The sequence below is a fragment of the Alphaproteobacteria bacterium HT1-32 genome (assembly GCA_009649675.1).
Lineage (GTDB): Bacteria > Pseudomonadota > Alphaproteobacteria > Rhodospirillales > HT1-32 > HT1-32.
In genome coordinates this window covers 1,982,623-1,995,028 of record WJPL01000001.1, presented here as the reverse complement: position 1 = coordinate 1,995,028, position 12,406 = coordinate 1,982,623, and the positions used below count along the sequence as shown (strand labels likewise).

The 12,406-nt window shown below is 57.6% G+C and carries 12 protein-coding genes; 6 read left to right on the top strand and 6 right to left on the bottom strand.

From position 1 onward, the window contains the following. Nucleotides 1–45: 45 nt before the first annotated feature. The 3 genes from GH722_09475 (at nucleotide 46) to GH722_09465 (ending at nucleotide 3,351) form a co-directional block, all read left to right on the top strand. Entirely contained in the window at nucleotides 46–1,251 is a 1,206-nt protein-coding gene (locus GH722_09475; GenBank protein ID MRG72002.1) for a Bcr/CflA family efflux MFS transporter, read from the top strand. Nucleotides 1,252–1,331: 80 nt separating this feature from the next. Further along, the gene (locus GH722_09470; protein MRG72001.1) at nucleotides 1,332–1,907 is read left to right on the top strand and encodes a histidine phosphatase family protein; all 576 of its coding nucleotides are present in this window, start codon (nucleotides 1,332–1,334) and stop codon (nucleotides 1,905–1,907) included. 52 nt (nucleotides 1,908–1,959) lie between these two features. Then, a complete protein-coding gene (locus tag GH722_09465) occupies nucleotides 1,960–3,351 on the top strand; it encodes a Si-specific NAD(P)(+) transhydrogenase (protein ID MRG72000.1) in 1,392 nt (463 codons plus the stop codon). Nucleotides 3,352–3,484: 133 nt separating this feature from the next. Here the strand turns inward: GH722_09465 and GH722_09460 are convergent, their stop codons facing one another. Continuing rightward, entirely contained in the window at nucleotides 3,485–4,345 is an 861-nt protein-coding gene (locus tag GH722_09460; protein MRG71999.1) for an OmpA family protein, read from the bottom strand. Between the two features lie 370 nt (nucleotides 4,346–4,715). On the opposite strand from GH722_09460, the gene infA reads away from it, so the two are divergent. After that, complete coding sequence (gene infA / locus GH722_09455) at nucleotides 4,716–4,934, top strand: translation initiation factor IF-1 (GenBank protein ID MRG71998.1); 219 nt, start codon at nucleotides 4,716–4,718, stop codon at nucleotides 4,932–4,934. Between the two features lie 108 nt (nucleotides 4,935–5,042). Next, on the top strand, nucleotides 5,043–5,429 hold the full coding sequence (locus GH722_09450) for a VOC family protein (protein MRG71997.1): 387 nt from the start codon (nucleotides 5,043–5,045) through the stop codon (nucleotides 5,427–5,429). 18 nt (nucleotides 5,430–5,447) lie between these two features. Here the strand turns inward: GH722_09450 and GH722_09445 are convergent, their stop codons facing one another. Genes GH722_09445 through GH722_09430 form a run of 4 tightly spaced genes read right to left on the bottom strand, consistent with a single transcriptional unit; the run spans nucleotide 5,448 to nucleotide 9,207 of the window. Continuing rightward, on the bottom strand, nucleotides 5,448–6,245 hold the full coding sequence (locus tag GH722_09445) for a GntR family transcriptional regulator (protein ID MRG71996.1): 798 nt from the start codon (nucleotides 6,243–6,245) through the stop codon (nucleotides 5,448–5,450). A 19-nt stretch (nucleotides 6,246–6,264) separates the two neighbouring features. Continuing rightward, nucleotides 6,265–7,749, bottom strand: coding sequence for a Tricarboxylate transporter family protein (locus GH722_09440; protein MRG71995.1), 1,485 nt, complete (start codon nucleotides 7,747–7,749; stop codon nucleotides 6,265–6,267). Further along, the gene (locus GH722_09435) at nucleotides 7,746–8,234 is read right to left on the bottom strand and encodes a hypothetical protein (protein MRG71994.1); all 489 of its coding nucleotides are present in this window, start codon (nucleotides 8,232–8,234) and stop codon (nucleotides 7,746–7,748) included. Before GH722_09435 ends, GH722_09440 begins: the two co-directional genes overlap by 4 nt. A gap of 22 nt (nucleotides 8,235–8,256) precedes the next feature. Then, complete coding sequence (locus GH722_09430) at nucleotides 8,257–9,207, bottom strand: tripartite tricarboxylate transporter substrate binding protein (protein MRG71993.1); 951 nt, start codon at nucleotides 9,205–9,207, stop codon at nucleotides 8,257–8,259. Nucleotides 9,208–9,476: 269 nt separating this feature from the next. On the opposite strand from GH722_09430, the gene GH722_09425 reads away from it, so the two are divergent. Next, nucleotides 9,477–11,768, top strand: a complete 2,292-nt coding sequence (locus tag GH722_09425; protein ID MRG71992.1) for a DUF3604 domain-containing protein — start codon at nucleotides 9,477–9,479, stop codon at nucleotides 11,766–11,768. A gap of 98 nt (nucleotides 11,769–11,866) precedes the next feature. On the opposite strand, the gene GH722_09420 is transcribed toward GH722_09425, so the two are convergent. Then, complete coding sequence (locus tag GH722_09420; GenBank protein MRG71991.1) at nucleotides 11,867–12,355, bottom strand: YtoQ family protein; 489 nt, start codon at nucleotides 12,353–12,355, stop codon at nucleotides 11,867–11,869. Nucleotides 12,356–12,406: the final 51 nt, after the last annotated feature.

Below are 12,406 nucleotides of genomic sequence, written 5' to 3'. Positions count from 1 at the left end.
ATATAACATGGCAAACGGGTTTCATGATCTCTGGACCCCCCGACCATGAGTAACCGGCAGGTTACAACGACACAGACCGAATTCGTCATTCTTGTCGCGTCGCTGATATCGCTGGTGGCATTGTCGATTGATGCAATGCTGCCAGCCCTGCCCCAGATCGGTCAGAGCCTCGGCAATGAATCCGAAAATGATCGTCAGCTGATCGTCAGTTTTCTGTTCTTCGGACTGGCCTGTGCGCAGCTGCTGTTCGGGCCGCTTTCTGATTCCTGCGGCAGGCGGCCGGCGATCTTCGCCGGGCTGGGGATTTTTCTGATCGGCTGTCTGATTTCTGCCTTTGCCACCAGTTTCTCGATGATGCTCATTGGCCGGTTCCTGCAGGGCTTCGGTGTCGCCGGACCGCGCATTGTAACCGTGGCCATTGTCCGTGACCGGTTTGAAGGCCGGGCGATGGCGCAGATCATGTCACTGGTGATGATGGTCTTCATCATTGTCCCGGCGCTGGCGCCCGGTGTCGGCCAGCTGGTCCTATTTGTTGCCGACTGGCGGATGATCTTTGTTCTGCTGATTACCCTCGCGATGATTTCACTGGTCTGGTTTCACTATCGCCAGCCGGAGACCCTGCCCCGTGAGAAACGGCGCCCCTTTGCCTTATCCACCATTGCCGCAGCCTTTCTGGAGACCATCCGGAACCGGATATCCTGTGGCTATACCATCGCTGGTGGATTCATTTTCGGGGCATTTCTGGGTTATCTGAATTCGGTCCAGCAAATCTATCAGGATGCCTATGACACCGGCGAGATGTTCTCGGTCTATTTCGGTGCACTGGCACTGTCGCTTGGTCTGGCATCCTGGGCCAACTCAACCCTCGTCATGAAGCATGGTATGCGCAAACTGTCACTGATTGCGCTGACGGTCATGGTCGGCCTGTCCTTTGCCTATCTGCCGGTAACCCTGAGTTATGCCGGTCTGCCGCCACTCTGGATGACGGTTACCTGGCAGATGGTGTCGTTTTTCTTCATCGGCATGCTGTTCGCCAATTTCAACGCACTGGCGATGGAACCGATGGGGCATATTGCCGGATCGGCCTCGGCTGTCATCGGGTCGCTGATGACCTTCATGTCGCTGGTATTCGGCGGCATGATCGGGCAGGCATTCGATGGTACCATCCTGCCCCTCAATCTGGGTTTTGCCCTGCTGGGCCTTGCCAGTCTCGGGGTTATGATCTGGATCGAACGCACACGTACTGACTGACCGGCTGTTCCTGAAATCCGGACTTTTATCCTCTGTTCCTGCACCACATATCATCAGAGAAGCAGAACAGAGGATCACCGATGCCTTCCATACTCCGGCTTGCCGCGGGCATTCTTGCTATTGCAATCAGTCTCTCCACCCCTGCCCAAAGCAGCGACAGGGAACTCTGGCAGGCCCTGAAGTCAGGCGAATATATCGCAATGATGCGCCATGCCCTTGCGCCGGGGACCGGCGACCCCGGTCATTTCCGACTCGGTGACTGCACCACCCAGCGCAACCTGAACGACGCGGGACGACAGCAGGCGATTGCCATTGGCCGGGCTTTTCAGGCGAACGGCATCGCACAGGCGCGGGTCAGAACCAGCCAGTGGTGTCGCTGCCGGGAAACCGCAACGCTCCTCGGGGCCGGGGAACCGGAAGATCTGCCTCTTCTGAACTCCTTCTTTCAGAATCGCGGCGAGGGCGATGCACAGACCCGTCAGACAAAAGAATGGTTGCTGGCCCAACCGGCAGGAAACCCGCTTGTGCTGGTGACACATCAGGTAAATATCACGGCCCTGACCGGCGTTTACCCTGCATCCGGAGAAGTGGTTGTGTTTCGCCTGACAGCGGATGGTACAGTTGACGTTATCGGAACAATCCTGATATCGCATTAGCTGAACGGCCCGCCGATATCCGTGCGCGGCAAGCATCCGGGAAAGACGGCTCATGGATCACTACGAATTCGTTGTTATCGGCAGTGGCCCGTCCGGTCGTCGTGCTGCCATTCAGGCGGCGAAGCTGGGACATTCGGTACTGGTGGTCGAAAAGGGCCGGCGGGTTGGCGGGGTCTCCGTCCATACCGGCACCATTCCCTCGAAAACCCTGCGGGAGACCGTCCTCAACCTGACGGGATGGCGCGAACGGGGATTCTATGGCCGGGCCTATCGGGTCAAGGCCCGGATCGAATCCGACGATCTGATGATGCGGCTGCACAAGACCCTCGACCACGAAGTCGATGTGCTGGAACATCAGTTTGCCCGCAACGGTGTCGATACGGCCGTTGGCGAAGCCCGTTTCACAGACCCGCACACGATTGAGATCACTATCGGTGACGGCGAAACCCGGACAGTTTCCGCCGAACGGTTCCTGATCGCGGTTGGCACCCGGCCCTACCGGCCGGAGACCGTGCCCTTCGACGGGAAAACCATTTTTGACAGCGACGAGATTGTTGATCTGCCGGCTCTGCCCCGCAGCATCACCGTGGTCGGGGCCGGTGTGATCGGTGTCGAATATGCCACAATTTTCAGCGCCCTTGATGTTGCCGTAACGCTGATCGAACCCCGTGACAGCATCCTTGATTTCATCGACCGTGAGATCATCGCCGATTTCGTCCATGACCTGCGCGACCGGGGTATCGTGCTGCGTATGGGTTCTGCCGTCGACAGCATCACCCATGAGGGCAAGTCACCTGTCGTTCATCTGGCTGATGGCCGGCGCGTACGCTCCGAAATGCTGCTTTATGCCGCCGGGCGTGTCGGCGCGACAGACCGGCTCAACCTCGCCTGCTGCGAGATCGACATCGACAAGCGCGGACGACTGAGCGTTGATCCCGCGACATTCCAGACATCCGTCCCTCATATCTATGCGGCAGGAGATGTCATCGGATTTCCGAGCCTGGCCTCCACATCCATGGAACAGGGGCGCATTTCTGCCTGTCATGCCTTTGGGGCACCGACACCACCGGCCCCGGATTATTTCCCCTACGGTATCTATTCCGTTCCTGAAATCTCCACCGTCGGGATGAGCGAGGAAGAAGTTCGTAAACGCGGCATTCCCTATGAATGCGGCGTCGCCCGGTTCCGCGAGACCTCACGCGGGCATATCATGGGACTGGATACCGGCATGATGAAGATGCTGTTTTCCATCAAGACCGGTCGATTGCTCGGCGTTCATATCGTCGGTGAAGGCGCTACGGAACTGATCCATATCGGCCAGGCCGTGCTCAACCTGAAGGGGACGCTGGATTACTTTATCGAGAACACCTTCAACTACCCGACCCTTGCCGAAGCCTACAAGATCGCCGCCCTCGACGCCTGGAACCGGATGCCGCGGGGCTAGATATATCAGTTCCCTGCTCCTGTACCGGAGTAACAGTACGGTTTTGCCTTCAGGCCATCACAACAATCAGACAAAGAAAAAGCGCCGGGCGTTGCCGCCCGGCGCCTGATCCATCCGTTGTCAGTAAAACTGATCAGCGGCTGAGCTTGATTTCCACACGACGGTTCTGCTTCTCGGCGGTCGGAACCTTGACCTTGAGCTGTGCTTCACCGGCATAGGTGGTGGAGATGGCCGAGGCCGGAACACCGAGGTCAATCAGTGCAGCCTTCACCGTGTCTGCCCGACGCTCGGACAGTGCTACGTTGGCAGCATTGTTGCCGACGGCATCCGTGTGACCGGAAAGAATGATCGCCTTTGCCTTGGCTTTTGCGAAACCGGAAGCGGCATCCACAATCACCTTGCCATTTTCACTGTCGATCGCTGACGAGTTGGTTGCGAACAGGACCGTGAAGGGGCCGGGAACGGCAGGCAGGGCAACCGGTGCAGGCGTCATTTTCAGCATCGCCATTGCATCGTCATACTCTTTCTTGCAGGCGGCGATATGATCCGGCTGCATGTTTTCTTCCTGCTCCTGCATCCAGCAATCAAAGCCAACCTGCGCAGCAGCGGCAGCCGCCGGCTTTGCAGCAGCAGCCGGTGAGGCAAGTGCACTGACCAGCGCAGCGCGTGCAGCCGTCAGGCCAGCCACTGAATCTGCGGGAAGGTCGCGGGCAGCGATTTCTTCCGGTGCGACATTGCTGCCATTACCCGCAGCGATGGCGCGGTTGGCGAAGGCATCGGAATCATCGTAATCGGATTCAGCATATTCGGCCTGCGCCAGACGCAGATAACCGGAATAGAGTGCCTGCTGGAAAGCGGTACCCTTCGGCGACACTTTTTCAGCATTCTGAACCTGCAGGCCGGAACAGCCCGCGAGGAGAAGGAGTGCTGCACCAGCAGCAACAGCAGAGCGAAGTTTCATCATGAGATAGTCCCCAGTAAATAATTCATCCATATGCAGTCGTCATCGGACCCTTCAGGTCAACCAGCCAACTTCCGCCACCCCTCAGACAGTAAGCCAACCCGCCAGTCCGGCGGCTCAGATAACAACGCAATGGCAACTTAACGACGAAACCGGCCAGCTTCATTCGAATGTCACATATGAACGTTACGGGAACATTACAAGACATCCATGGCCGGCGACGGCAGTGTTCATTTCAGGCAGCGAAAATGAACTTTTCGGTCAGCAGATGCGTTGATAACGGTAATTATGGCAAAAATTCGGTTTATCTCTTGGTTTTTAGCTAGGTAGTCGCTGAACCTGCCTATATAAGAGGGGCGCGCGGTCTGCCGCGTTCATTACATAATCGATCAAGGAGTCGCCCATGGCGAAAGAAGAATTACTGGAATTTGCAGGACGTGTCGTCGAGAAACTTCCCAACGCAATGTTCCGTGTCATGCTGGAAAATGATCATGAGATCATTGCGCATACGGCTGGCAAAATGCGCAAACACCGTATCCGCGTTATGGCGGGCGACAAGGTGAATGTTGAAATGACACCTTACGACCTGACCAAGGGTCGCATTACCTTCCGGCATAAATAGCCGATGACCAGCGGGGCGTCCGGATAACGCTCTGCTCTACTGACAGCTCCTGACAGTAACCCCGGTTATCTTCCTTTCGTTGGCAAAGACGATAAGGGAGATCAACTCATGCTCAATCATGTATCGGTCGGTGTAAGCCGGCTCGACAGGTCAACTGCGTTCTATGATGCGGTTCTGGCCCCTCTGGGGTACAGCCGTCTGGAGGCGCTCGATTTCGGCACCGCCTATGGTATCGATTATCCCAGCTTCTGGATGACCCTGCCGGAAAACGGTGAGGCTGCCACCGTCGGCAACGGCGTCCATATTGCCTTTACGGCACCGGATCAGGCCGCCGTCGATGCCTTCCACAAGGCAGCCATCGAAGCTGGTGGCCAGTGTGACGGAAAACCCGGACTGCGCCCCTATGCCGCAACTTATTATGCCGCTTTTGTGCGTGATCCGGATGGCAACAAGATCGAGGCCGTTCATCTGAACGAACCCTATATGCCGGACTGAGACCGGGTAACCCGCTCTCTAAACGATTTCGAGTTCGTAGTCAGCCGGCGGGACAAATATCTGCTGATAGATGGTCGGGGCATCGCGATAACCGTAACCGAGCGCGCTGACCTGCAACACCGGCTGACCCGGCTCTGTTCCGATAATCTGTGCGACATCCGGCGCGGCGGCAACATGGGTAAATCTGTGAACCGCCCGCAATGTCGGTGCGTTGTAGCGTTCATGCAGAAAAACCCGGAGATTCTTCTGGGACAGGAATTCCGGCGACAGGTCGAGCAATGGCCGAAACCGCACCGCATCAAGATATATGTACGAGCAGGTTGCGAACTGCCGGTTGATGTCCACAACCCGGCGGATACGAATAACGGATGTCGTTCCCAGAAAGCCCGACCACGGCCCCTGCTGATCGGTCTCCTCGATGCTCAGCACCTTGATGAAATGCGGCAGCAGTTTCTGGCCATCCGGACTGCGGAACCGGAAATGCCAGACCGTTGAGCCCACATCAGCCGCCGTCGCCACAAAACTGCCGGCACCACGCCTGCGTTCCACCAGACCGGATGTTGCGAGACCCCGCATTGCCATCTGCACTGTACCGAGACTGAGTTGCAGGAAATCCGCCAGTTCACGTTCCCCCGGCAGCTTTTCACCCGGCCGGAAGAAGCCGCGTTCGATCATGTCGAGCAGACAGTCATGCAGGAAACGGCCCTTCACGCCATGTTCCGTTGCCCGGGGTTCCGCCATCTGATCGCGCAGCATGCGCAGCCGCATGTCAGCACCCAGGCCGGATCGGCCGTCTGTTGTCGCGGGAACCGTCATGCCTTGCCCTGTACCTCCATCATTTCCGCCGGACAAATCGCCAGAGCGAATAGACCGTCAGCAGCATGAATAACAGGGCAATCGGGCTGGAGACCAGAATGGTGAGGTCCGCCTTGTACATCAGCAGGGTCTGCCGGAAGGAGGTTTCCAGCATCGGACCGAGCAGGAAACCGATCACCAGACAGACCAGCGAGAAGCCGGTGACCCGCATCGCGTAGCCCAGCCCGGCAAAGGCCAGCATCACGCCTACGTCAAACAGCGATTGCGCCGGAATATAGACACCGACGATGCAGAGCACGACAACCGTCGGCAGGATCACCGCCCGCGGCACCCGCGTGATATGACCCCAGACCCGGATACCGAGGCGGCCGATGATCAGATGAATGCCGTTGGCAATCAGCATTGAGGCGAAGATCGCATAGACCAGATCGCCATGCAGTTCCATCATGAACGGGCCGGGTACGACACCGTGAATCATGAAGGCACCGATCAGCAGTGCAGCAGCGATATTACCGGGAATACCGAGAGCAATTGTCGGCACCAGGTTTGCGCCGACGACGGCACTGTTCGCCGCTTCTGTTGCCTGAATACCTTCCATATGGCCGGTGCCGAATTTCTCCGGATGTTTCGAGGCGCGCTGTGCAGCGCCGTAGCCCAGGAATGCCGCCAGCGACACACCCAGACCCGGCAGCATGCCGACACCGCTGCCGATCAGCGCCGACCGGATAAGCGTGCGCCAGTTACCCCAGAACTCTGCCGGGCGAATCCGGTTCGCTTCGACATCAATATGCGGCGACAGGGTTTCGGTCCCGTCTTCCCGTTCCCGCCGCATCCGGAACATCTGATGAATGACAGAACTCAGCGCCAGCGCCCCGATGGCAACCGCATTCAGGGAAATGCCGTCAAACAGCTCGACAAACCCAAAGGTCATGCGTGCCGTACTCTCCACCGGGTCGAGACCAATGGTCGACAGGAAGACACCCAGCGCGGCAGCAATGATGCCCTTGCTGAGGGACTTCCCGGACAGCCCGGCAATCAGGGTGAAGGAGAAGATAACGATGGCGGTAAATTCCGCCGGACCAAACTGCAGGGCGAACGCCGCAAAGGGGGCGGCCACCAGAATCAGGATGATGTCGGAAATGGTATCGCCGAAAACGGAAGAATAGAGCGCCGTTTTCATGGCCTTCACCGGCTTCCCGGCACGGCTCATCGGATGGCCGTCAAGCGCCGTTGCGGCAGCCTCCGGCGTGCCTGGCGCATCCAGCAGAATGGCCGGAATCGCCCCACCGGATGTCCCCCCCTTGTTGACCCCGACCAGAAAGGCAATGGCGACCAGAGGTGACATGTAAAAGGTAATCGGAATCAGTATCGACAGCGCGGTCACACTGCCAAGCCCCGGCAGAATGCCAACGATGATCCCAAGTGCGACACCGAATGCCATGAACATCATGTTCACAGGGTCAAGGGCGGCAGCAAACCCCGCCATCAGCTGTTCAAGAATCATGGCAACCTGATTGTCAGTGCCGTCCAGGACAGCTGGTAAAGCACCAGAGGCACCCCGATGGCCGTCAGACCAATCACCATCCAGGACCGCTGGCCGCAGAACCACATCCAGCCTGCCAGCGCCAGAATACCCGTTACGATAAAACCGACATATTTCAGCAGCAGCATCGTCACGACCGAGAAGCCGATCCAGAGGCCAAGATCCAGCAGCAGACTGCGCCCGGTCAGACCTTCTTCCTCACCGGCAGCATCCTCGGCAGAGGCGGTACCTTCCGCCGCAGGTCCGTCCGGCCGCAGGGCCCGAAACAGCAAACCCAGACCGAGCACAAGGCAGATGCCCAGACTGGCGGTCGGAAAGAAAGCCGGTGCGATATCCGTCGGGCCTCTGGCGTCACCGGTCTGGGCCGGGATCAGCCAGAACACGCCGGCAGTTGCCAGAAGGCAGACTGCCAGCGCGATGACCAGACGTGTCGTTCTGGTTTCCACAGAACGTTACCTGCCGACCGTCTTACTTCGTTGCGTCGATGACGGTCTGAAGACCGGTGACCATATCGGCCACAATCGGCTTCATTTCTTCCGACCCGACGAAAGCATTCGGGAACTGAAGCTTGTTGGTCAGAATGTCATTGAAAGCCTTGTCGGAACCGGCTGCCTTCAGGGCAGATTCCAGTTTAGCGACAACGTCTGCCGGCGTTCCGGCCGGGGCAACAATAACACCGTGGCTCGGCATGCTGATGCCGTAGATTTCCTTGAGTGACGGTGCATCCGGTGCAGCAGCAAGCCGGGTGCTGTTGAAGGATGCCAGGACCTGCATCTTGTCGCCATAGCGCTGATGCACACCACCACTCCAGGCGATATCAACCTTGCCGCCCAGCAGGAACGGTACCATCTCGCCGCCGCCCTTGGTCGGAATGGCTGTCCAGGAGACACCTTCCTTCTTGCCGATATAATTGATGAATGCACGGGACAGCGCACTCTGGTCGGCAAAGTTCATGCCCGGATTCTTTTTTGCGTGAGCGATGAGCTCGGCATAGGTCTTGTAGGGCTTGTCCGGCGTCGAAATCAGCGCCTGCTGATATTCCGTGATCGAGGCAATCCAGACAAAGCTGTCGGGCTTGTACTCAACATCCTGTGTCATTGGCGGCCAGACCAGCGCTGAAGCCACAGCAAACAGGATGGTATAGCCATCAGCCGGTGACTTCGCGACGAAGGTCGCGCCAACGGCACCGCCGCCGCCCGGTTTGACCGAAACGATGACCGGCTGGCCAAGCTGCTCCTGAAGGGCCTTGGCATAAACCCGGGCCATGGTTTCCGTGCTGCCGCCGGCGGCATAAGGCACGACCAGCGTTACAGGCTTATCCGGAAATTCGGCCGATGCCTGCGGTGCAACAGCAGCAAAGGCCAGCGCGCTGACGGCACCGATGACGGCGCGGCGACTGAGAGTAAAAATATTCTGCATGGTAAGAAGTCCCCCTGATGGAATCTGTTAACGCAGGCGCCCGTCACTGCCTTCCCGGACAGATCGCGGCAAAAAGTCTGCTCCGCCAGAAATGCTATAGTGTTTTAATTTTTGACGCAAGAAACTCCTGATTTTTTGTCTATCAATATGTTTTTATTAAATTTATCGATATAATTGGTTAACAGGGTGCGATTCAAAGCACCATTTTCAGGTCGACATACGCCTCTAATCTCAATAACTATACAGCAAATAAATTCAAGGGAGCTGTCATGTCTGATAAAGTCGTCGAAACCCGCCTCATGGGTGATGTATGGCCTTCAACCCATCCCGGTGAAGACCCAGTCCTTTATGGTCATGTTGACCTGCAACCACGCGGTGCCTTTGAAGCCCGCAGCCTGCAAACCTTCAAACTGGTCTATACGGTCGGGCGGTATGGCATTGATGATACCGGCGGCATCCGCGTCGTCTTCCGCTTCATGGGCGACTGGGGTGATCTTCAGACCCACAATCCCAGCGCCTACAATTATGTAACGGCAGAAGCCAGCGCACCGGGCTCACGCATTACCCTGCATTACGGCAAGACGGTACATCAGCGCCCCTGGTTCCGTGCCCTGACGGCAAAGCTGCATGGCGGCTATCTGCGCGAAGGCGATACCATCACCATCACTTTCGGCGATACCTCAAAAGGCTCACCCGGCTTGCAGATGCAGACCTTTGTGGAGAGCGGATTTGAATTCAAGGTCCTGGCCGATGTCTGCGCGGTTGGCCATTACGTTCCGCTGCCGGAAACACCTTATATTTCCATTGTCCCGGGCGCCGCACATACCTGGCGCGCGGTACTGCCGTCACTCCGCCGTCCGGGCGAAAGCTTCCGCCTCGGCCTGAAGGCTGAAGACGCCTGGGGAAATCCGACCGACCTTGCAGAGGGTGAACTGACGCTGGAGCCTTCCGTTCCGGTCAAGGGTCTGCCGAAGACAGTCAGTTATAAGAAGGGCGAGAAATCGATCTTCGTCGACAATCTCAGCATTGATGAAGATGCCGATCTGCGTATCCGTGTCCTGAAAGATGGCGACTGTGTCGCTGAAGCCGGGCCGCTGCTGATCCGTGACGGACAGTTCTCCGGCTACTGGGGTGACCTGCATGGTCAGAGTGGTGAATCCATTGGCGTCACCACCTCCCGGCAGTATTTCGACTTTGCCCGCAACAAGTCGTTCCTCGATGTCACCAGCCATCAGGCGAATGATTTTCAGGTCAACAATGCGTTCTGGGAATATCTCAATGAACTGACCGCCGAATATCATGAAGATAACCGCTTCGTTGTCTTCCCCGGCTATGAATGGTCTGGCAATACTGCTGTTGGCGGTGACCGTAACGTGTTCTTCCGCACCGAAGGCCGGCAAATTCACCGCTCGTCTCATGCGCTGATCACCGATCGTTCGGACATCCATACGGATTCGCACAATGCCGCAAAGCTGTTCGAAGACCTGAAGGATGAAGACTGCTGCGTTTATGCCCATGTCGGCGGACGCTATGCCGACATCACGCAGGCGCATGACCCGAAACTGGAAACCGCGATGGAAATTCATTCCGCGTGGGGCACCTTTGAATGGCTGCTGACCGACGGCTTCCCGCTTGGCCACCGGTCCGGCGTGGTCTGCAACAGTGACGGCCATAAAGGTCGTCCCGGCGCCAGCTATCCGGGTGCGGCAAAGTTCGGTGCCTATGGTGGCCTGACCTGCTTCCTGACCGATGACCTGACCCGTGACGGCATCTTCGAATGCCTGCGCCGGCGCCATCACTATGGCACCACCGGCTGCCGGATGCATATGGATGTCACGGCCAGCTTCGCCGGTGGCGGCACCCTGTTCGAACGTGATCCGAACGCTTTCGACAACCCTGTCACCCATCAGGTCGACAGTGTGATGATGGGCGACATCATCCAGACATCAGCCGACAAGGCGGAGATGAAGCTGCATATCGCCTCGCACGCCCCAATCGACCGTATCGAAGTCCGCAACGGTACCGAAGTTGTCGAAATCCTGCGCCCCTACAAAGCGAATGAACTCGGCAAGCGTATCCGTGTGGTCTGGAGCGGTTCCGAATACCGTGGTCGCGGTCGCCAGAGCACCTGGATCGGCCGGGCCCGTTTTGAAGGCTGTCAGGTCAATCGCATCGGCAAGATCAATGCCTGGAACCCGGAACGCCTGCTGGAGCAGCGCGGCGCCAATACGGTGGAATGGAATGCCATCACCACCGGTAATTTTGGCGGCTTCGATGCCTGGATCGACGAAGGTGATGACGGTGTTATCGACCTCACCAGCAACCACGGCGCCATGCGTCTCAAGCTGTCTGATGTCGGTGCAGACCATCACATTCTTGATGCCGGTGGTCTGGAACGGAAAATCAGCATCTATCGCCTGCCGGAGGAAAACCCGTATCGCGAGATGGAGGCAACCGTCTCCATTCCGCTGAAGGCAAAAGGCGACAATCCGCTGTGGATCTGTGTGACCACCGAAGACGGTTTCCAGGCATGGTCCAGCCCGGTCTTCGCCTTTAAATGAGCTAAGTCAGCTGGTTGATAAGCTAACCGGAAAAAGGAGGGCAGGCCGGGATGATTTCCCGGCCTGCCCTTTCCTTATTCCGGTGCCGTCAGCAGTGGTTACTGGGCCGCCAGACGATCTGACTTGCCGGGCATGTCGCCACGAATGACATAAGCCAATGTCTGCACCACCTGTTCAGGGGTACGGCAAACCGCAAGTGCGGCGGCGTCAATTTCCTTCATTGCATGATCGGTCGCCGGGTCATGCAGGGTGATGATCGGCGTATCCATGGCAGAGGCCATACCGGCATCAAAAGCCGCATTCCACTGCCGGTATTTATCCCCGAAACGCACCACCACGATATCGGCATCCGCGATCAGCGTACGTGTACGTATGGCATTCATCTGCGCGCCCTTATGGTCGTGCCAGAACTTGTTGTCTTCGGAACCCAGAATGGCCACACCACAGTCATCGCTGTCTTCATGGACCGTTACCGGCGCATCGATATGCACCGGCAGATCTGCACTGGCGACACCGGCGGCAATCTGTTCACGCCAGTCCGAATGAATTTCACCGGACAGGTAAATCGTCCAGATACGCTCGCTCATTGATACTCTCCTGATAAATGGAACCGGGCATACATACCCTCTGACTTCGTC

What these genes read in the sequence shown, in the direction of transcription:
- GH722_09475 (MRG72002.1), top strand. Translation starts at nt 46, where the DNA reads ATGAGTAACCGGCAGGTTACAACGACACAGACCGAATTCGTCATTCTT.
- GH722_09470 (MRG72001.1), top strand. Translation starts at nt 1,332, where the DNA reads ATGCCTTCCATACTCCGGCTTGCCGCGGGCATTCTTGCTATTGCAATC.
- GH722_09465 (MRG72000.1), top strand. Translation starts at nt 1,960, where the DNA reads ATGGATCACTACGAATTCGTTGTTATCGGCAGTGGCCCGTCCGGTCGT.
- GH722_09460 (MRG71999.1), bottom strand. Translation starts at nt 4,345, where the DNA reads ATGGATGAATTATTTACTGGGGACTATCTCATGATGAAACTTCGCTCT.
- infA (MRG71998.1), top strand. Translation starts at nt 4,716, where the DNA reads ATGGCGAAAGAAGAATTACTGGAATTTGCAGGACGTGTCGTCGAGAAA.
- GH722_09450 (MRG71997.1), top strand. Translation starts at nt 5,043, where the DNA reads ATGCTCAATCATGTATCGGTCGGTGTAAGCCGGCTCGACAGGTCAACT.
- GH722_09445 (MRG71996.1), bottom strand. Translation starts at nt 6,245, where the DNA reads ATGACGGTTCCCGCGACAACAGACGGCCGATCCGGCCTGGGTGCTGAC.
- GH722_09440 (MRG71995.1), bottom strand. Translation starts at nt 7,749, where the DNA reads ATGATTCTTGAACAGCTGATGGCGGGGTTTGCTGCCGCCCTTGACCCT.
- GH722_09430 (MRG71993.1), bottom strand. Translation starts at nt 9,207, where the DNA reads ATGCAGAATATTTTTACTCTCAGTCGCCGCGCCGTCATCGGTGCCGTC.
- GH722_09425 (MRG71992.1), top strand. Translation starts at nt 9,477, where the DNA reads ATGTCTGATAAAGTCGTCGAAACCCGCCTCATGGGTGATGTATGGCCT.
- GH722_09420 (MRG71991.1), bottom strand. Translation starts at nt 12,355, where the DNA reads ATGAGCGAGCGTATCTGGACGATTTACCTGTCCGGTGAAATTCATTCG.